This window comes from Leptospira weilii, assembly GCF_006874765.1.
Classification (GTDB): domain Bacteria; phylum Spirochaetota; class Leptospiria; order Leptospirales; family Leptospiraceae; genus Leptospira; species Leptospira weilii.
Window position 1 is genome coordinate 3,925,851 of the sequence record NZ_CP040840.1, and the last position, 18,919, is coordinate 3,944,769.

Below are 18,919 nucleotides of genomic sequence, written 5' to 3' on the forward strand. Positions count from 1 at the left end.
AATGATTTTTGCGTGAATCGCGGGCATGGTGTAATGGCTAGCACTGTAGCCTTCCAAGCTTCCAGTGAGGGTTCGAGTCCCTCTGCCCGCAAAGTTTTTTTCTTCTCAATTAAATCATAAAACACCAATGACAGACTCGAACGCGAACTTTGGTAAAGCGTTTCGAGCGACCTTAGGAGCGAAGAAACGCTTCCGAGGAACAGGATGTTCCGAGGCCAAAGTGAGACGCCTCGGAGCAAAGTCGAGCAGGATGCGAGACTGCGAAGAGGGCGAGTCCCTCTGCCCGCAAAGTTTTTTTCTTCTCAATTAAATCATAAAACACCAATGACAGACTCGAACGCGAACTTTGGTAAAGCGTTTCGAGCGACCTTAGGAGCGAAGAAACGCTTCCGAGGAACAGGATGTTCCGAGGCCAAAGTGAGACGCCTCGGAGCAAAGTCGAGCAGGGATGCGAGACTGCGAAGAGGGCGAGTCACAAAATTTTTTTCAAAAAAATCCCTCAAGTGCAAACTAACAACTTGAACATGAGTTTACTCTAAGAAAATTCATTTAGCAGAACTTTGTAATGTTCACTTAGAAACTGTTTTAAAATCTTAAGATGAAAAGCGGCTTGGTTTCAAAGTTCCTACAGAAAACAGATTTAGAGCCGGTCTCAAAACTATCTATTAAAAAAGTTAAAAGCAATGATGGAGCTTGCGAGATAAAGCGAAGCCAGATAATTTTCCGCTTTTCTATCCCAACGAATCAAAATGGCTCTGAATCGATTGTGCCAGCTGTTTGTTCTTTCAACGACCCAACGCCTCGGTTTTCCTTTGTATTTACCAATAAGAGGTTTTTCACCTTTTTTCCGAATATGAGGTCGAATGTTTCTTCTTTTGATCAATGCTTCTATATCTTTGAAGTCATAACCTTTATCTAAACAAAGGTGTTTTGGTTTTTTTCTTTTTCTTCCGGAAAAAACCAAGATGGAATTCAATGTATCTTTTACATTGCGTTTATCATGAACGTTCGCTCCACTCAATGTAATTGCCAATGGAATTCCGTTTCCATCCGTAAGAATATGCCGTTTAACTCCCAATTTGGCACGGTCTGTAGGATTTTTCCCGGTTAAACTCCCCCTTTGGGAGCCTTGACCATTGTGGAATCCATCGAAGCCCAATCCCAAGCTATCTTATTCTTCACATCATAATATTTTAAAATAGATTTATAAATCTTTTTGAATACTCCCGCTCGTTCCCATTCTTGAAATCTTCTGTGACAAGTTTGACCCGATCCAAAGTCATTCGGAATTGCACGCCACTGACAGCCTGTTTTCATTCGATAGATGATACCTGCCATTACGACTCTTGTTGGAACGCGATTGCGACCACCTTTCGGCTTTGACTTCTCTTTTGGGATCAAAGGGGCTATTTGTTTCCAAAGTCCCTCGGGAATCTCTGAATAATATTTGTCCATTTCACAATTATAGTATTACACTCTCAAAGTACAAGGAGTTTTGAGACCGGTTCTTAGTAAATCTACGCTTATAAGAAACGATACGAAAAATCGGTTTTCAAATCGATGGAGCATTATACATTTTTAATTAAGAACAAGACAATCGGTTCCATAAAAAGGAACCGATTTGAGATTGGTTCGGATTGGACTTTATCTTTGAATTGAACTTTCCGATCTATTATTTTGAATCTCATTCAAGAAAACGATATTCTTTGTGTCGTTTTCTAAAATGTTATTGGCGAGAACTTCCAACAACTTTCCTATTTTTTTATTTTGGGAAAAATCCGGCTTACGGGAGATTTTGTCCGGTTTATTTTCCGGGTTATCTTCGTTTGCTCGGGAGTACAAGGGAAATCCTCCAAATAGGGTGTAGAAAAAGAATGCTTTTCAATTTCAAGCCTTGTCAAGCTCATTCCTTTTCTTCCACTTTAATTCCGGCGTGTTTTTCTAAAACCTTGATTCTTTTGACCCATCTTTGGAAATTCACGAGATTGTGAATATTCACACGAACTTTTTGAAATTCGGGAAAAGTTAAACCATAATCCCAACCTACAAAAATTTCCTTTTTCTTTGGAGAATTCCTCAAAGAAGTTCCACCCGCAAGGATTGTTCCCGCCGGAACATGAAGATGATCTGCGACCGCACAAGCTCCGCCGATGATTACGTCGTCTTCAACGATTGTACTACCTGCAACACCGCTTTGTCCAGCAATGATAATATTTTTTCCCAATACGCAATTGTGAGCGACGTGAACCATATTATCAAATTTGCATCCATCTCCAACGATCGTGTCCTCCAAACCGCCTCGATCAATTGTACACAAAGATCCTATTTCGACGTCGTCTCCTATTTTTACTCCCCCCACTTGAGGAATTTTATGGTGCTTGCCGTTCGCGGTGACAAATTTAAATCCGTCTCCACCGATCGAACAATTTCCGGAACAGATAAATCTCTTTCCGATGACGACTCCGTGCTGAATGGAAGAATTAAGACCGATGTGAGAATCTTCTCCAATAATTACATTTCTGGAAATCTTAACTCCGTCCTCAAGATAGGTGTTCGCTCCGACCACAGAGTTTTCTCCAACCACCACAAATTCTCCTACCGTAACTCCAAAACCCAACTTAGCAGTTGGATGAATGGAAGCAGTGGAAGAAATTTTTCCGGAAGGAACGTAAGAGGGATAAAGAACGTTGAGAACTTCCGCAAGACTTAGTTCCGGATTGGAAACCACAAGGCAAGGAATAGACAATTCCTTCGCAAGTTCTTCGGTAGTTAATATCACGCTGGAAAGGGTTTTCTTGGCTTCGGTTAACATTTTTTTATTGGAAAGAAAACTTACGGAATTTTTTGCTCCGGGAGAAATAGAGACGATTTTTTCTAGAAGAATCGTGTCCGGCGTCTGAGTGTTTATAATTTTAGATTCGCTTACTTTTTTCGTTAATTCTGATAATTTGATTTGGAACATGTTTCCTCGTTTTATTTCGTTATTACACGGAGAAATGAACAATTCCGATCGTCACGCAAAAAAGAAGAACGATCGCATATGGAAAATTATCAATTTATAAGAATTACTATTTCATCGGAAATACGATATAAATATCCCGTTTGACGAAATGGTCTGTTTGAAAACCATGTAGGAAATTCAAAAAATTTTTCATTTTTAGGAATTGTACCCGCTCATGAAACCGATTAGAGAACCCCAGATTAACTTATTCAAAAAATCCAATCCCTACAAAGCTAAAGTAATCAGCAACGTTCTATTAACTCCGGAAGCCGGAACCGGAAAAAGACCCAAAAAAGAAGGAGAGGCACTCGTTCATAGAATCACTCTATCGCTTGATCATTCCGCTTATCCATACTTAATCGGGCAAAGCGGCGGAGTAATTCCTCCAGGCGAAGATCCCGAAAAGAAAGCGAAAGGTTTGGCGGATGCGAGTTATACTGTAAGACTTTATTCCATCGCCTCCCCAAGTTATTCCTTTGGAATGAAAGAGGACAATATCGAATTTATTATTAAAAGAGATAACGTATACGATGAAAATGGAAACCTTCAATTCAAAGGTGTTTGTTCGAACTATATGTGCGATCTGAAACCGGGTGACGAAGTAACCATGACCGGACCTTCTGGAAAAAAATTTCTTCTTCCTAATACAGATTTCAGTGGAGATATTATGTTTCTTGCAACTGGAACCGGAATCGCTCCTTTTATTGGAATGAGTGAAGAGCTTTTAGAACACAAACTTATCAAATTTACTGGAAATATCACTCTCGTTTACGGAGCGCCTTATTCCGACGAACTCGTAATGACGGATTACCTTAGAGGTTTAGAATCCAAGCATAAAAATTTTAAACTGATTACCGCGATTTCGAGAGAAGAAAAAAATTCTTTCGATGGCGGAAGAATGTATATTTCCCACCGAGTTCGTGAACAAACAGAAACAGTGAAAAAGATTTTAAACGGCGGCGGGCGTTTCTACATTTGCGGCGGACCGAAAGGAATGGAAAAAGGTGTGATTGAAGAAATCCAAAAGATCGCGGGTGACGCCGGAACCTACGAAGAGTTTAAACATCATTTGGAAGGCGCACACCAGTTGTTTGTCGAAACATACTGATGCTCTTATTTTTACAAAGGGCCGCGGCATGTATTCTGATCTTTCTTTGTCTTTTTACGGAGTTGCGAGTAAATGAGCGTTGGGGGTATTTATCGGAATTTAGCGGAAGCTCTCCAAAGTCCTACGGAGGCTCGAGTTTTGGATCTGAAGAATCAGGCATTAACGACGCTTCCAAAGGAAATCGGGCAATTGCAAAATTTAGAAAATTTGGATTTGAGTAGAAACCAACTGACTTCAATTCCCGAAGAAATCGGGCAATTACAGAATTTACAAGAATTGGATTTGGGTGAAAATCACCGACTAACGTCTCTTCCAAAGAAAATCGAACAATTGCAAAAGTTGAAAGCGTTGAATTTGATGTATAACCGACTAACATTTTTTCCGCAGGAAATTGGGCAGTTACAGAATTTACAAAAATTGAACTTGAGCAATAACCGACTAACATTTTTTCCACAAGAAATTGGACAGTTGCAGAATTTACAAAAACTATATTTATGGTGTAACCAATTGACTTCCTATCCAATGGAAATAATGCAGTTACAAAATTTACAAACGCTGTCTTTAGGGTGGAACCAACTGACATTCCAACCACAAGAAATCGGGCAATTGCAAAATTTAGAAAATTTGGATTTGAGTAGAAACCAACTGACTTCAATTCCCGAAGAAATCGGGCAATTGCAGAATTTACAAGAATTGCATTTGAGCAATAATCGACTAACGTCCCTTCCAAAGGAAATCGGACAGCTACAGAATCTACAAAAATTACATTTAAGGGATAACAAACTTGCAACGCTTCCTCAAGAAATAGTGCAGTTACAAAATTTAAAAACGCTGTTTTTAGATGGTAACCAATTAATCTCTCTACCAAAAGAAATAGTGCAGTTACAAAATTTACGAACGTTGTTTTTATTTGGTAACCAATTGACCTCTCTACCGAAAGAAATTGAACAATTGCAGAATTTAGAAGGATTGCATTTGCGCGGTAATCCAATCAGATCCAAAGAAAAAGAGAACCTTCGCAAGGCTCTTCCAAAATGTGATATTCGCTTTTGATCGCATTTTATTTCACTATAATTAGCGATCTCATGCGGATTGAATGTATGAATTTTGGAATTTTTCAATGACTTTATTTTAGATTTTCATTTTAACATTACTAAAAACGAATCGATGAAATTTAAGTTAGTTTTTTATATTGTTATAAGAAACTGACATGTGACCTGCCGAACGACTCTAGAGAGCGTGAAGCGTTATGTTTTCCAGATTTAACGATTCCATAAATAAAATTTGAGTTTTGAAACAATCTATAAGGAGAATTAAAAATGGGTGTGATCCGTGACATAGATAAAGGCAAAGGCGAAGTGATTCGTGTGGAGGTTTCCGAATACAAAGGAACCAAATATCTGAATCTCAGAGTTTGGTACACGGACAAAGACGGAGAAAAAAAACCGACTCAGAAAGGAATCGCAATTCCTCCGGAACTCTACGACGAAATCAGAGAAGCGGTCATCCAAGCCGAAAGCGAAGTAAAAAGCTAAAATTCATTTTTATGCCTGCTATAAATTTTTTCATACAATTCAACTAATCGTGGAACAATGGGCACTTTAACTTTCCAATAACGAATAAAAAATTCAGGCGCCTTACCGAGGTTAAATAACCAACACCAAAAAGAAACCCACTTATTCACGATAAAAAATGCAATCATTTGAAATCGGTGCCTCGTGCTATTACGACGAAAATTAGGATATTTGAAAATGTCCGAAGAACAATATTCATGGATAGATAGACAACTTACTCATCTCTATACAATAAAGTGTCCGAAATTCTGCGTTTAAGATTTACTCTCAAATTAACTGTATTCTATTTTATAGGGATCAGTAAAAAGATAGAAAAATTCAAAATATTAACGTTATGTACGAATCTTTAAACGACAAGATTCTCTCCGATTTTTTGAAAAGTATGAAGGATATGCTTTTAAAAGAAAAAGAAGAAATTCCCAGTTTTACGAGAATCTATCACAAACACAAACTCGTCTGCGAGACGTTCAACGAAGTTGAGAAGAACAAAGATTCTTCCTTTCATAGCGAAATACTTTGTATCCGAGACGCGAAAAAAAAACTGAAAACTCGTTATCTCACGGATTGTATTCTCATCACTTCATTAGAGCCTTGTTTAATGTGCGCGGGAACGATTCTTCTTTCGAGAATTCCGAAGGTCGTTTATCTTCTACCCGCAAAACAAGGAGAAGGAATTTCTTCCCTCAGCATTGAAACCATTTATTCTCGAAATTTTTTCCCCGAGCTTGTTTGTGTTCCCGCTGAGATTTCCAAAAACGCGTTCAAATCGTTTTTCAAAATCAGAAGAAAGAAATTCAATTGACACACAACCTTTAACGGAATTTCTGAAAGCTACAGGAGAAGTGTCAGAGTGGTCTATTGTGCATGCTTGGAAAGCATGTGTGCCAAAAGCACCCCGGGTTCGAATCCCGGCTTCTCCGACTCCGTATTATGGCAGGAACTCACGAAGTCCTTTCTCGGAAATATCGCCCGCAAATATTTCGGGACGTAATTCATCAAGACCTTGCCATAGGCGCTCTTCAAAACGCACTTAAATCCGGAAAAATCGGTCACGCATATATTTTCTTCGGTCCTAGAGGAGTCGGTAAAACGACGATCGCGAGAATTCTTGCGAAACGATTGAACTGCCAAAATCCGATCGATAACGAACCTTGTAACAAATGTAATTCTTGTACTGAAATCACTCAGGGGATTTCGAGCGACGTTCTTGAAATCGACGCCGCGAGCAATCGGGGAATCGAAAATATTCGCGAACTCAGAGATAATGTTAAATTCGCTCCCATGGGCGGGAAATATAAGGTTTATATAATAGACGAAGTCCATATGTTGACGGATCAATCCTTTAACGCTCTCCTAAAAACTTTGGAAGAACCTCCGGCTCATATCGTTTTTATTTTGGCCACAACCGAGTTTCATAAAATTCCAGAGACCATTCTTTCCAGATGTCAGGATTTTATTTTTAAAAAAGTACCCTTGTCCGTTCTACAAGATTATTCCGAAAGACTTTGTAAGATCGAAAATGTTCAATACGATCAGGAAGGACTTTTCTGGGTTGCGAAAAAAGGAGACGGTTCCGTAAGAGACATGCTTTCTTTTATGGAGCAAGCGATCGTATTTACGGATTCAAAGCTGTTAGGAACCGGAATTCGAAAGATGATCGGTTACCACGGAATTGAATTCTTAACTTCGTTTATCAAAAGTCTTATCGATCCAGACAGCCATTCAAAAAGTTTGGAAATCCTCGAATCCCTCTATCAAGAAGGTCAGGATATTTACAAATTTTTATGGGATTCCATAGAATTTACCCACACTCTCAACTTGATCCGCGATTCCCTCGCCGATCCCGAATCTGTTAACTTCCCCAAAGAAGATCTGGCGAAAATGAAATCCGATTTTGAAAATGTGGATTCTTCAAAATTAAATTTTCTTTCCGGAAAACTTTTCGAAATTTACGAAAGAATCAAAACGATTCGCTTGAGAAATTCTTTTGAGATTAAGGTATTTGCGGAAATTCAAATTAAAAAACTCGTGGAAGAACTTACCTATCCGAGTTTGGCCGGTTTGGTCGACCGAATCAATCATCTGATTCTTATGATGCAAGGTTCCAAAAACACTACTCTCGATACGGAACACAATAAATTACCCTCTGCATTTAAAAATACGGCACAAGCGGAACCTTCTAAAAAAAAAGATAATGCGTTTTCCGATGTTTCTTTAGAATCCCACTTCGAGTCTAATCAGCAGGGCTCTTCTTTGAAAAACGATTCCTTGGAAACAAAGTCGGCCATAACTTCCGAACCAAATTCGCAAAAGTTCGATACGAGCACCGAGATAAAGAAAAAATTCCTTGGAACCGAAGTAGATCAAAGTAAAATCCCTAAATTGGATTCTTAACGTTATGCTTGATAAAATAAAAAACTTGTCCGAACTTCTCTCCAACATGGGAACCCTCCGAGAAAAAATGGAAGATGTAAAAAAGCGCATCGCCTCAATACGAGTGATAGGAGACGCGGGCGCGGGAATGGTAACCGTTACGGCTACGGGGGAAGGACAAATTATAAACGTGTTCATTAATAAACAACTCTTCGACTCGGATGATAATAAAATGCTCGAAGATCTTATTATGGCCGCGACAAATGACGCCCTCAAAAAAGCGAAAGAAGCAACCGCTTATGAGTTTCAATCCGCATCCGGCGGTTTGGACTTTTCCGAAATTTCCAAAATGTTCGGCGGAAATTTTGGCTAATCATCTTCTTGAAGAAATGGTGGATGCTCTTTCTTCGCTTCCGGGAATCGGAAGAAAAAGCGCTTTTAGAATCAGCTTTCATCTTCTAAGACTTGAACAAGGTCTTTTCAATCATTTCATTCATCAACTCACGGACACGAAAAACAAAATTAAATTTTGCAAACGATGCGGTTCTTATGCGGAAACGGAAATTTGCGACATCTGCACTTCGGAAAAAAGAGATACTCACACATTTTGCGTCGTGGAACAACCGGAGGATATTTTTTTTATCGAAAACACAAGAGAGTTTCACGGCAAATATCACGTGTTAAACGGAGTAATTTCTCCTTTGGAGGGAATCGGGCCGAGAGATCTTAGAATCAAAGAACTTTTGGAAAGAATCGAGCCGGAACAAGTAAAAGAAGTCTTAGTTGCCACGAACCCAACTCTTGAAGGAGACGCAACTGCGGATTATTTAGCAAATCAGTTAAAGCCTCTTTCCGTCAGCGTAACCCGAATCGCCTACGGGATTACGGTTGGAGGTTCGATTGAACTTGCTGACCAATATACTTTGGGAAGAGCCATTCGTTCCCGCCTTCAGCTTTAACTTTAAAATCTGTGTTCCGCAGTTACAAAAAATTCCCTAAGAATTTTTCCGTAAGTCGTATCCAAATAAGCCTTTAATCCGTCCCCTGCTATAAAATAACCGGATCTCATCAAAATTTGCATATCTCGAAATGCATTCCATCTTAAGTTGATATTAACTTCGTGCCCAAAAAAAGCGCTTGTTTTGTATCCGCTATCAAAATTGAAGTAACGATTATTTTCGATATAAGGCGACTTTGTCCCATACAACCGATAATATCCCAATGTCAGAAGCAAGGGACCGTAAATGACAAAATCACCGTTAACTCCGTATTCGTACAAACCGCTCGAATCTTTTCCGGAAAAAAGTGCGTAACCTCCCGTAAAGTCGTGCCCAATATTCGATATGGAGTAACCGGGCATCAAAGTTTTATAACCCCCGCCTCGAAGATTTGCCTTTGTCCCGTCCTTATCAAATCCGGGACGTCCCGTAGTACCAACTCCTATTAAGTTGAATGTAAAATTTTCGCTATAACGATAGGAAAACTGAAGATCCGCCATTCCTCCAGATATATTGTGCCTACTAAACTGATTGTACAAAACATTTCCGGCATTGTCCCGATACGGTTCCAAAACATGAACGGTTCCGTGATTATAAATCCCATGAACTACGAATCCGAAGTTCGATAGATTGATTTCGTTCATAAAACCGTGCCAAAACAACTGACCGAATTCGCTATCCAAAGCGATCACAGTTCCTTTCGCGTTAGTCGTCTTATCTATGGATTTAATCGTATCATCTGAGAAATAAGAATAGAGTTCGTGTTTTACGTTGTTGAAGAAACTCGTCTTAACCTTGTAAAAATAAATATTCGTTCCGACATAATTTTTATCGGCGTAAGAATTTTTATCTAAGTCAAGTTGAGCGTTTTGTCGCGCCACAAACCAACCCGATTCAATTGTAGTGTTCCATAGTCGAAAGTCTTTGTTAATCGTAATTCCGGTGCCCGAAGCAAAGATCACTCTCCCTCTTGGGGAAAAAAAGAGTTGTTGACCGACTCTCAAACTGAAAGCGTCCTCCGGAAGTTTAAAATTCAAATATAAAAACGTAGTCTGTATGTTTACCGGAGAAGTAGAATTCGCTTCTCCGCCTTGTCCCGGACCGGTTGTAGAATTTTGACCGAAACCTTTTCCACCGAAAGTGATATCACCAACTTGAACGCCCCAAAGCGCTTCGAAATATTTCGAAGTATTAAAGTTCATGTTAATTGTCATTCTAGTATCAAAGTATGAAATGTCTTCCTTTTGGGGAGATAAGGTGCTGGGATTACCTTTCAATCTTTCCGTAATTTCAGTTTCGGCTATATTCTGATTTCGTTGTTGCTGTTCGGTTTTAAAAGCTTCCTTATCGTAAGGAGTTGCGGAAGTTTGACGAGACGTGTATATATCTCTTGCAAGATTAAACCCACGCACTCTATAATTTCCTTGAAAATCGAGTTTAGTTTTCTCTTCAGCTTCTTGGGAAAAAATCAAAGAAGGAAATAAAATCACCGCAAGATAATAGAAGCCATAAGCCTTTTTTAAAAGGTTGTTGAACACGAATCACTTTACCCAGCTGTTTTGATTAAAGTATCGGTTTTTTAATTCTTCTAAAAGACCGGTTCGTTTCAATTCCTTAATGAAGAAATTCAAATTATCCGCAAAAATCAAATCATTCAGTGGAAGAGCGGCGCTGATATTTTCCTCTTGAACCGTGCCCAAAAGAGGAAGATAATTCGCTTTCAAAGAAGGATTTTTTTGAAGTAAAGTAAGAATAAAAAAGCTGTCCGCTACGAAACAAGTCACATTGTTACTGATAAGATTATCGATCGCGATCGAATCCGAAAGATAACTATAAATCGGTAATTTAGAAAATTTCTTTTGAAGATAAATGTGATTCGTAGTATTGGATCTTACCGAAAAACTCACAAGACCGCTTAAATTTGTAAGATCCAAGAGGCTCATAAATCTTCTGGAAATAACGATATTCCCTTCCGGCTCCGGCGGAAGAATTTTCTTGCTGACAAGTCCCGCAGGGGTCGTAACAAGATAAGGATCGGAAAAAGTGACTTGTTTACCCCGATTTAAGTCGGTGGATATTCCGGCAAATGCAAGATCGATTTTACCAACACGAATATCCTCCGCAAACTGCCTGAAGGTTTTAAGAGGTACAAGCTTTAAGGATACTCCCAGATAATCCGCGTAGAGTTTAGCCAATTCTGCATCGATACCCGGGTATCCATCCTTCGGATTTTCGATATAAAAAGGCTCGTACTGTTTATTGACACCGACAACGAGTTCTTTCTTAGAAAGAATTCTTTCTAATCTGGAACCAGCATATTCCGACTGAGAAAATAACACAGCCGGAAAAACCAAAAACAAACATAGAATTCTCATCTCGAACATGGAACAAATGGTGGATTAATCCTTATTTTTTTCCAGAGCATTTTAAATGAAAAAAATAATTTCTAAGGACTTACAATCTGAAATTCGGTTCTTCTGTTTTTATAATCCGTTTTCGGATTTTTGTGAGGAACGATCGGTTCCGAACTTCCCTTTCCATCGGTTACGATTCTACTTGAATCGATCCCCTTTTTAACTAGATAATCTTTTACTGCATCTGCACGATTACGGCTAAGAACTACATTCTCTTGGTAATCCCCATTGAGATCCGTATGTCCTATGATTTTAATTTTCACGTTTGGGTTTTCTTTCAAATAAGAATTCAAATTTTCTAAAATTGAAAAAGAATTTTCTAAAATTTCATAAGATCCCAAAGCAAAATGAATACTGTCCAAAGAAATCGATTTACCTTTTTCTAATTCTTGGAAGGGATTAGAAACAATAGAATAAATATCGTAATCATGCCCGCTTTTTCTACAGAAATAAAAAGTCAATCCGTCATCAGCTTCCAAATAAAAAGCCTCGTCGCCAGCCGTATTAATATCGGGTCCGAGATTGATTGGTTCTGAAAAATCTCCATTCGCAAGCAAAGTGGATTTGTACAAATCATAACCGCCAAAACCTCCAGGGCGGTTGGAAGAAAAATAAATTGTCTTACCATCTTTGCTGATCGTCGCCGCAATTTCGGAATAGACCGTATTGATCGGATCAGGAAGACTCGTCGCCTTTTCCCAAATTTTGTTTCTATAAACCGAAACGAAAATATCCGCTTCGGAAACTTGTCCAAACGGATAACGAGTAAAATACAACCGATTGTCAAATAAAAACGGATTTTCTTCGATCTCTTCTGTGTTTACGGTTATAGGAAGAGCGGTAGGTTTACTCCAGGAAGAATTTATCTTTTTAGAAAAATACAAATCTCTGGAAACTCCGATCTTTCCATTAGAAAGTTGAAACTCAATCGATCCGTCCCGATTGGATGAAAAAATAATCCCTTCTTCTTGATTCAAAATAAAAGGACTTTGATCATCATAGTTCGAATTGAGATTTTCAATTTCCTCTCCTTGTTGCCATTTATCTCCCTTACGAATTGATTTGTAAAGATCCGTATAAATCGAATTCTCCCTTTTAGAGTAAAAATAGAGAACATTTCCGTCATCCGTAAGGCTGATTCCAAACTCATTCAGATTGGTATTGATAGAACCTTTTAATTTTTCTGGTTTTTGATTTTTGGAACTCTTAATTTCATTCAACTCCTGAGAAGCAACGGAAAACATCGGTAATAAAATTAAAAAAGTCGCATATATTAATAAAAGAGAAAATTGATTTGAGAATAATTCGAAAATATTTTTTTTCATACTCAATGTAACATTCTTAGTGGATTTTATTACGAAAATAAGACTGCAATTTTTTCTCATACTCCGGCATTTTTTCAAAAACATCAGCATTCAATTTTTTTGAACAGAAAATTCAGGTCTATTAAAAATAGAAAAATACAATAATCTTTTTATAAGGCGAAAATCAAAAAATGGTTTAACAACCATCCTAAAAAAGGAACGAATATTAACATAAATGAATATGGAGTTGAATTTTTTAACTCGATGCTTTTGACATAATAAACGCAAACTTTCAGACATGTTATTAGAAGTTAGAAAAAAAGAACACATAACAACCCCAGGATTTCAAAAACCCCTATTTTTATTATCCGTTTTTTTAGTAAAAACCTGAGTTCAAAAACCAGAAAAATGAAAAATCTGAAAACTGCTTTAATCAAAAATTTGTTCGAAATCTAATTTTTATTTCGATAATTTTTTATTTCAACTCAAGTTCGATGACAAAAAATAAGAAAAACTTTTTCTAAAAATAGGGAATTATTTGTTTCTAATTACTAGAAGATTATGATTTTACTTGTCAGGCATTGATCTGAAACGCCGACCGTAAAGAGACATTTTGTTGGATTAACGCGTCAGTAGAAACATTTCTTTGAGTTAAAAGCCGATCCATTTGTAATTTAAATCTCTTATTACCAAATGCTTTTTGTGACCGTCGTCTTATTTCTTATGTTCAATATAATTTGGCATTTTCATAACTTGTTGAACCTGTATAATTGGTGCTTCAATTTTGTTTCCGTCTGTTTTTCTTTTTCAGGTTAAAAAATGGGCAATCTATTTTAAGTCAAGTCAGGCAATACCGACTAATGCCTACAGCATAAGAATTTCTACATATGATTTTTCTTTTTATAAAAAAATTAAATTTTATTGATCAAAACTTTTTTATGCCGAACTCATTTCTTTCTGATTTGTTCCAACAAGTTATTCCAATCAAAAAAGTTAAAATTTCTCCCAGGCCAAACAGAACAATTTGTCGTTATGACTAAAAATCAAAACGCGCTACTCATCTCTACATAATAGAATGTTTAAAATTTTGCGTCTAACGCGGGATTTGTGCTCAAATGAACGGTATTCTATTTTATAGGGATCAGTAAAAGCCCATAACCAACCCCACAAATTAAGAATGCTTTTGGGATAAGGATCAAAAACTGATATTTTTCAAGTGTTCCGACAAGAATGAGACTTTTTACTTGCCAAAAGTATGATTTTCTGATAGAGAAAAATCTCCCGAGTCTTTTCCCGCCTCCCACCCCTCCACCCAAAAATCAGGGTGGGGCCGAGCCTGTTTCACAGAGGATTTGTCGTAATTCCGACAGATTTATTTTCGAATCCAAGTATTTGTGGGGTTGGTTATGGTAAGAGCCTCCCTCCAGAAAATCTTGTTATTGTGTTATTGAATTCTGTTTTCCAAAAAAACTACAGATCCGATGCCGTAATTTTATTACAGATAAGCTTTATAAAATTAACATTAAACAACGTGAGTTCGGCGGTTGAAAATGAGAAAAAATTTTCTAAAAGTTAGGAATCCTACTTTTAGAATTTGTTCGTAAAATCGCGATTTGTTATACTACTCGGACGCATAAAAATGATACTCGAAAATAAGCGGTCGTTTTTGCAAAAGTACAATGGTTCTCAAAAATTAAGTCAAATCGGGAAATCCCGACTTTTTAAAGGAAGATTCTAATTTTCGAAATAGTTTATCATAGTATTTTATTCATGCGCCCGAGTGGTAATTCCCACATTTTAAGAATAGATTCACAACTTTCAACTTTCAACTTTTTACAGAAGAACGAATCGCGTCGAACTAACATTAAACATAAGATCAAAACAGAATGAATATGATTAAATATATTAAATCATACTAATATATTTAAAGGAATACAAATCGGTCTAAAAATAAGATTTTAACACTTCCGGAATACGAACTGTTCCGTTTGCGTCTTGGAAATTTTCCAAAATTGCTGCGTAGGTTCTTCCCAAAGCAAGTCCCGAGCCATTGATTGTATGTACAAGCTGGTTTTTTCCGTCTTTGGATTTATAACGAATTTTTCCTCTTCTCGCTTGAAAGTCCCTAAAATTAGAGACGGAAGAAATTTCCATGTATCGATTCAAACCTGGCATCCAAACCTCGATATCGTAAGTAATCGAGGAGTTCGCAGAAATATCCCCGCTGCAAAGAATGATCACTCTATAAGGAAGTTCTAATTTTTTAAGTATGTTCTCCGCATGAGAAAGCATTTTTTTATGTTCTTCCTCCGAATCCTCAGGTTTACAAAACTTTACAAGCTCCACCTTTTGAAACTGATGCACCCGAACAAGCCCGCGAGTATCTTTTCCATAAGACCCGGCCTCTCTTCTAAAACAGGAAGTATGTGCCGTTACGGAAATCGGCAACTGATCCTCCGGAATAATCTCGTCCCGATATAAATTCGTAAGAGGGACTTCCGCAGTCGGAATCAAGTTAAGTTCGTCTTTTTCGATTCTATAAAATTCATCTTTAAATTTAGGGTATTGTCCCGTCGCCGTCATCGATTCGTCGTTTACCATTGAAGGAACCCAAACTTCGGTATAACCGTGTTCTTTCGTATGAATATCCAACATAAAATTCATCAAAGCTCTTTCTAATTTCGCTCCGTCTTTCCAATATGTATAAGCTCTTGCTCCGGAAAGTTTTACCCCTTTTTCAAAATTAATCCAATTCAGAGCCTCACCAATTTCGAAATGAGGTTTTGGAAGAAAAGAAAAAGAAGGAATTTTTCCGACTTCGTATTGAACTACGTTATCGTGTTCGGACTTTCCATCGGGAACCCTAGGATCAAGAATATTAGGAAGTCCTAAATTAATATTGATGAGAGCGTTTTCTTCCTGTTCAAGTTTGGTTTCTATTTCTTTGATTTTTTCTCCTACGAGTTTTACGGATGCGGATATTTCGGTAATGTCTCCGCCGGATTGTTTGATCCTTCCCGCTTCTTTGCTGACTTTGTTTCTCTCTTCCCTAAGAACGTCTGCTTCCTTTTGAAGTTCGCGTTTTCTTTGAATGATCGACTTCAGTTCGTCTATAATTCCGACTTCTTTAAATCCTCTGAGTTCTAAAACTTTTTTCAAGTCTTCTGTGTTTTCAGTGATATAACGCAAATCAAGCATTGTGATGGTACGCCTTACGATTCATAAATTTTATACTATTCTCAAAAATTTTATTTTCCACTTCGATATTGGATTCTTGTCTGAGCGAGAACATCTTATCTAGAATAAATCTCATATAAGAAGGTTCGTTCCTTTTTCCTCGAAAAGGGGGAGGAGCCAAAAATGGAGCATCGGTTTCAATCAATATGCATTCAAGGGGAAGTTTGGAGGCCGCCTCTTGAATTTCCGTCGCGTTTTTAAAAGCAACGATTCCAGAAAAAGAAATATAATAACCAATATCGATCAGCGCTTTGGCCGTTGGATAATCATAAGTAAAACAATGAATCACGCCGAAAGCCCGATCACGAAAATTTCTTAAAATAGAAACAGTATCTTCTTTCGCATCGCGCGAGTGAATAACAACCGGCAATCCGGTTTTAAAGGAACATTCTAAAAACGATTCCAAAACTTTTTCCTGTTGTTTTTTGGTATCAGCGGTGTGATAATAATCGAGCCCTATCTCTCCGATCGCGGAGAGTTTAGGATCATCTAAATTTTTATAGATAAATTCTAGAATTTCATCTTGATTCGGAAATTCGTGAGTTTCCGTAGGATGACAACCGATCGAATATCGAATCTCTAAAAAATCATTCGAATATTCGTTTGCAATGGATCGAGCCCTTAAAGAGCTTTCAAGATCAATACCGATTTGGATGATTTTTTTTACGCCAGATTCGGTCGCATTCCTTAAAGAATCCGCAATTTTCAAACCTTCGGATTGTATAATATCAAGATGACAATGTGTATCGACGATAGAAACCATTAGAAATCCGGTTTTAGTGAGTCACTTTTTGTGAATTCGATTGACTGAAAAGAGATTTTTTAAGATCTCTTCAGACAAGTAAAAGTATTCGTCTAAAGACTAAGTTTCGGGACATAAACCGTGGATATTAAAGCAACTTCCGCACTCATCTATTATAGGCTTCGTTATAAGTATCAAGAATACAAGCTCAAATTGGATTTAAAACTTTCTGAGCTCAATAGAAAGGGAAAAGAAAGACTTACCGTGATGGTAATTCCCCATTCCGAACAAAAGACAATCAATTTTCACATTTCTTACAGAGCCATTTCAATCTTTGTCGGGACTGTTTTTATTCTTCTTATCATCAGTTCCATCAACGTATTAAGTCATAGTGGTTCCGTTCATCAACTTACAGAACTTAATCTTTCCAATAAGGATTTTATTCGCCAATCAGCCAAAATGAAGGAAGAGATTAATTCTCTTCACGAATACGTGGAATATTATTACGGAAGATTAGCCAGACTCTATATAAGGTTAGGCGGTGATCCCGCAAAAGTTTCCAAAGGAATCGGCGGAGCGGAACAACTTTCCACACAACCTCCTTCTATTATAGAACCGAAGCCTATTAATTTTCAGACGGACGATCTTCCGGAAGGTGCGGCTGTTTTCAGACTGAAAGAAGATGTTCACAATTTAAAAATCAGCAACGAACTTACACAAGATATCATTTCAATACTTAAAAAGAGAAAAAATATTCTCAAACAAACTCCCTCCATTTGGCCCGTAAAAGGTTACGTTCTTTATCCTTACGGTTCTTATTTTAATCCGATTTCAGGAAGAAGAGAACACAACAATGGAGTCGATATCGGATCTTTTGCTGGTTCGGAAGTTCTCGCGACCGCACCCGGAACCGTATATGAAATCGGTTATACAAGAAACACAGGTTATTTTGTAAAAGTTTCTCACAAATACGGATGGAAGACAATTTATTCGAACATGGATCGATTGAAAGTGAAACAAGGTCAGCAGGTTTCCAAGACTGAAGTTATTGGTTTTGTCGGAAAAACAGAAGCTTCTCCGAACTATATGCTTCATTACGAAATCCACGTTGGAACAAGAGCAATCAATCCGTTCGCTTTCCTCAATCAAATTCAGGACTGAATGGCAACAGAAGAACACTTAATCGTAAATAGTATCATTGGCGAAGGCGCCGAATTCAGCGGAGATTTCAAACTCACCGGGCTTTTAAGAATCGATGGAATTTTTCGCGGCTCCATAAAAACCGAAGGAAAAGTCCTAATCGGAAAATCTGGAATTGTCGATACCGATATCAGAGCCCGAATTGTCGTCGCTGGTGGTGAAATCAATGGGAATATTTACGCGAGCGAGCGGGTGACTTTACTTGCTTCCTGCAGAATGAAAGGAGATATCGTATCTCCTAGAATCGTAATGGAAGAAGGAGTACAATTCGAAGGCAATTGTAAAATTAACCCAGTTACGCATTGAAAGTACTCATACCACCTTATCAACTCCCGCGCAAAGAAACCGAAACCAGACAAACTTCCAAAGGCAAGAAGAATGAAATCCCTTCCTTAAACGGAAGTAATTTTTCAAATCAAGCCGAAATAATTGAGTCGGCAAATTCATCCTCTTTTTTAGATATTTTAGAAGAAATCGTTCCTTCCGGATCCGAGACGACAAAGGATTTAAACGCTCTTTGGAGGGAGCTTCCCGATATTGAAAAAAGATTTTTGGATCTTCCTTCGATCGAAAACCTAAATGCGTATCAAAAGCACATTCAAACGATCACCAAATCGGTAATCGATCAAAACATGAGAGTGGAAACTCTTTCCAAAAGGATAAAGGGCGAAGCCAAAAAAATCTATCATGTCGTCAAGATCATCGACGAAAAAATTCAGATTTTGGCGGAACTGATTATGAACGAAGAAAATTCCGCATTTAAACTTTTAAAGTCCCTGACGGATATCAGAGGGCTTTTGTTGGATATTCAGGAATAGAACCTTCAAAGAAATTAAGAATTTTTGAATCTGTATTTGACTGTTTGTTGTGAAAAAACATTATGCGTAATCTTTGATTAAAACCACTCTGTTACATGAAATCACTTGAAGAATTAACGCAAGAAGACAACACACTTAGGAGGCTTGTCT

16 protein-coding genes, 2 tRNA genes and 2 pseudogenes are annotated in these 18,919 nt (G+C 37.8%); 12 read left to right on the top strand and 8 right to left on the bottom strand.

All coding sequences use genetic code 11. The features are described from left to right. Nucleotides 1-19: 19 nt before the first annotated feature. Nucleotides 20-91: transfer RNA gene (locus FHG67_RS19170), tRNA-Gly, on the top strand. A 567-nt stretch (nucleotides 92-658) separates the two neighbouring features. Here the strand turns inward: FHG67_RS19170 and FHG67_RS19180 are convergent. The 3 genes and pseudogenes from FHG67_RS19180 to lpxD all read right to left on the bottom strand — a co-directional run bounded on the left by FHG67_RS19180 (nucleotide 659) and on the right by lpxD (nucleotide 2,962). Then, nucleotides 659-1,455: pseudogene (locus tag FHG67_RS19180) on the bottom strand (IS5 family transposase). 189 nt (nucleotides 1,456-1,644) lie between these two features. Then, nucleotides 1,645-1,842, bottom strand: a complete 198-nt coding sequence (locus tag FHG67_RS19190) for a hypothetical protein (protein ID WP_002632937.1) — start codon at nucleotides 1,840-1,842, stop codon at nucleotides 1,645-1,647. Nucleotides 1,843-1,903: 61 nt separating this feature from the next. Next, a complete protein-coding gene (gene lpxD, locus FHG67_RS19195; RefSeq protein WP_016759444.1) occupies nucleotides 1,904-2,962 on the bottom strand; it encodes a UDP-3-O-(3-hydroxymyristoyl)glucosamine N-acyltransferase in 1,059 nt (352 codons plus the stop codon). Between the two features lie 214 nt (nucleotides 2,963-3,176). On the opposite strand from lpxD, the gene FHG67_RS19200 reads away from it, so the two are divergent. The 8 genes and pseudogenes from FHG67_RS19200 (at nucleotide 3,177) to recR (ending at nucleotide 9,015) form a co-directional block, all read left to right on the top strand. Beyond that, nucleotides 3,177-4,109: a ferredoxin reductase domain-containing protein gene (locus FHG67_RS19200; protein WP_142499889.1), complete on the top strand. Its 933-nt coding sequence runs from the start codon at nucleotides 3,177-3,179 to the stop codon at nucleotides 4,107-4,109. Continuing rightward, nucleotides 4,109-5,162 (top strand): annotated as a pseudogene (locus FHG67_RS19205) (leucine-rich repeat domain-containing protein). Before FHG67_RS19200 ends, FHG67_RS19205 begins: the two are co-directional and overlap by 1 nt. A 266-nt stretch (nucleotides 5,163-5,428) precedes the next feature. Then, the gene (locus tag FHG67_RS19210) at nucleotides 5,429-5,644 is read left to right on the top strand and encodes a transcriptional coactivator p15/PC4 family protein (RefSeq protein ID WP_002619584.1); all 216 of its coding nucleotides are present in this window, start codon (nucleotides 5,429-5,431) and stop codon (nucleotides 5,642-5,644) included. 373 nt (nucleotides 5,645-6,017) lie between these two features. Further along, entirely contained in the window at nucleotides 6,018-6,485 is a 468-nt protein-coding gene (locus FHG67_RS19215; RefSeq protein WP_004495016.1) for a nucleoside deaminase, read from the top strand. A 34-nt stretch (nucleotides 6,486-6,519) separates the two neighbouring features. Beyond that, nucleotides 6,520-6,603: transfer RNA gene (locus tag FHG67_RS19220), tRNA-Ser, on the top strand. Between the two features lie 10 nt (nucleotides 6,604-6,613). Next, the gene (gene dnaX, locus FHG67_RS19225; protein ID WP_004495019.1) at nucleotides 6,614-8,077 is read left to right on the top strand and encodes a DNA polymerase III subunit gamma/tau; all 1,464 of its coding nucleotides are present in this window, start codon (nucleotides 6,614-6,616) and stop codon (nucleotides 8,075-8,077) included. Nucleotides 8,078-8,081: 4 nt separating this feature from the next. Beyond that, a complete protein-coding gene (locus FHG67_RS19230) occupies nucleotides 8,082-8,429 on the top strand; it encodes a YbaB/EbfC family nucleoid-associated protein (protein ID WP_004495018.1) in 348 nt (115 codons plus the stop codon). 16 nt (nucleotides 8,430-8,445) lie between these two features. After that, nucleotides 8,446-9,015: a recombination mediator RecR gene (gene recR, locus FHG67_RS19235; RefSeq protein WP_216368160.1), complete on the top strand. Its 570-nt coding sequence runs from the start codon at nucleotides 8,446-8,448 to the stop codon at nucleotides 9,013-9,015. 2 nt (nucleotides 9,016-9,017) lie between these two features. Here the strand turns inward: recR and FHG67_RS19240 are convergent, their stop codons facing one another. The 5 genes from FHG67_RS19240 to FHG67_RS19265 all read right to left on the bottom strand — a co-directional run bounded on the left by FHG67_RS19240 (nucleotide 9,018) and on the right by FHG67_RS19265 (nucleotide 16,772). Next, nucleotides 9,018-10,592 (bottom strand): hypothetical protein, encoded by a 1,575-nt coding sequence (locus tag FHG67_RS19240; RefSeq protein ID WP_002623719.1) that lies wholly within the window; start codon nucleotides 10,590-10,592, stop codon nucleotides 9,018-9,020. A 3-nt stretch (nucleotides 10,593-10,595) separates the two neighbouring features. After that, nucleotides 10,596-11,438, bottom strand: coding sequence for a transporter substrate-binding domain-containing protein (locus tag FHG67_RS19245; RefSeq protein ID WP_002623708.1), 843 nt, complete (start codon nucleotides 11,436-11,438; stop codon nucleotides 10,596-10,598). A 62-nt stretch (nucleotides 11,439-11,500) separates the two neighbouring features. Then, on the bottom strand, nucleotides 11,501-12,793 hold the full coding sequence (locus FHG67_RS19250) for an OmpA family protein (protein WP_142499932.1): 1,293 nt from the start codon (nucleotides 12,791-12,793) through the stop codon (nucleotides 11,501-11,503). Nucleotides 12,794-14,716: 1,923 nt separating this feature from the next. Further along, on the bottom strand, nucleotides 14,717-15,970 hold the full coding sequence (gene serS, locus FHG67_RS19260; protein ID WP_016759993.1) for a serine--tRNA ligase: 1,254 nt from the start codon (nucleotides 15,968-15,970) through the stop codon (nucleotides 14,717-14,719). Further along, on the bottom strand, nucleotides 15,963-16,772 hold the full coding sequence (locus FHG67_RS19265; protein WP_004497264.1) for a TatD family hydrolase: 810 nt from the start codon (nucleotides 16,770-16,772) through the stop codon (nucleotides 15,963-15,965). Before FHG67_RS19265 ends, serS begins: the two co-directional genes overlap by 8 nt. A gap of 120 nt (nucleotides 16,773-16,892) precedes the next feature. Here FHG67_RS19265 and FHG67_RS19270 point away from each other — a divergent pair, with 120 nt between their 5' ends. The 3 genes from FHG67_RS19270 to FHG67_RS19280 are packed head-to-tail and all read left to right on the top strand — an operon-like array spanning nucleotide 16,893 to nucleotide 18,769. Then, a complete protein-coding gene (locus tag FHG67_RS19270; RefSeq protein WP_004499637.1) occupies nucleotides 16,893-17,912 on the top strand; it encodes a M23 family metallopeptidase in 1,020 nt (339 codons plus the stop codon). Next, nucleotides 17,913-18,257, top strand: coding sequence for a bactofilin family protein (locus FHG67_RS19275; protein ID WP_002623702.1), 345 nt, complete (start codon nucleotides 17,913-17,915; stop codon nucleotides 18,255-18,257). Next, a complete protein-coding gene (locus tag FHG67_RS19280; RefSeq protein WP_004501222.1) occupies nucleotides 18,254-18,769 on the top strand; it encodes a YaaR family protein in 516 nt (171 codons plus the stop codon). Before FHG67_RS19275 ends, FHG67_RS19280 begins: the two co-directional genes overlap by 4 nt. Nucleotides 18,770-18,919 lie beyond the last annotated feature (150 nt).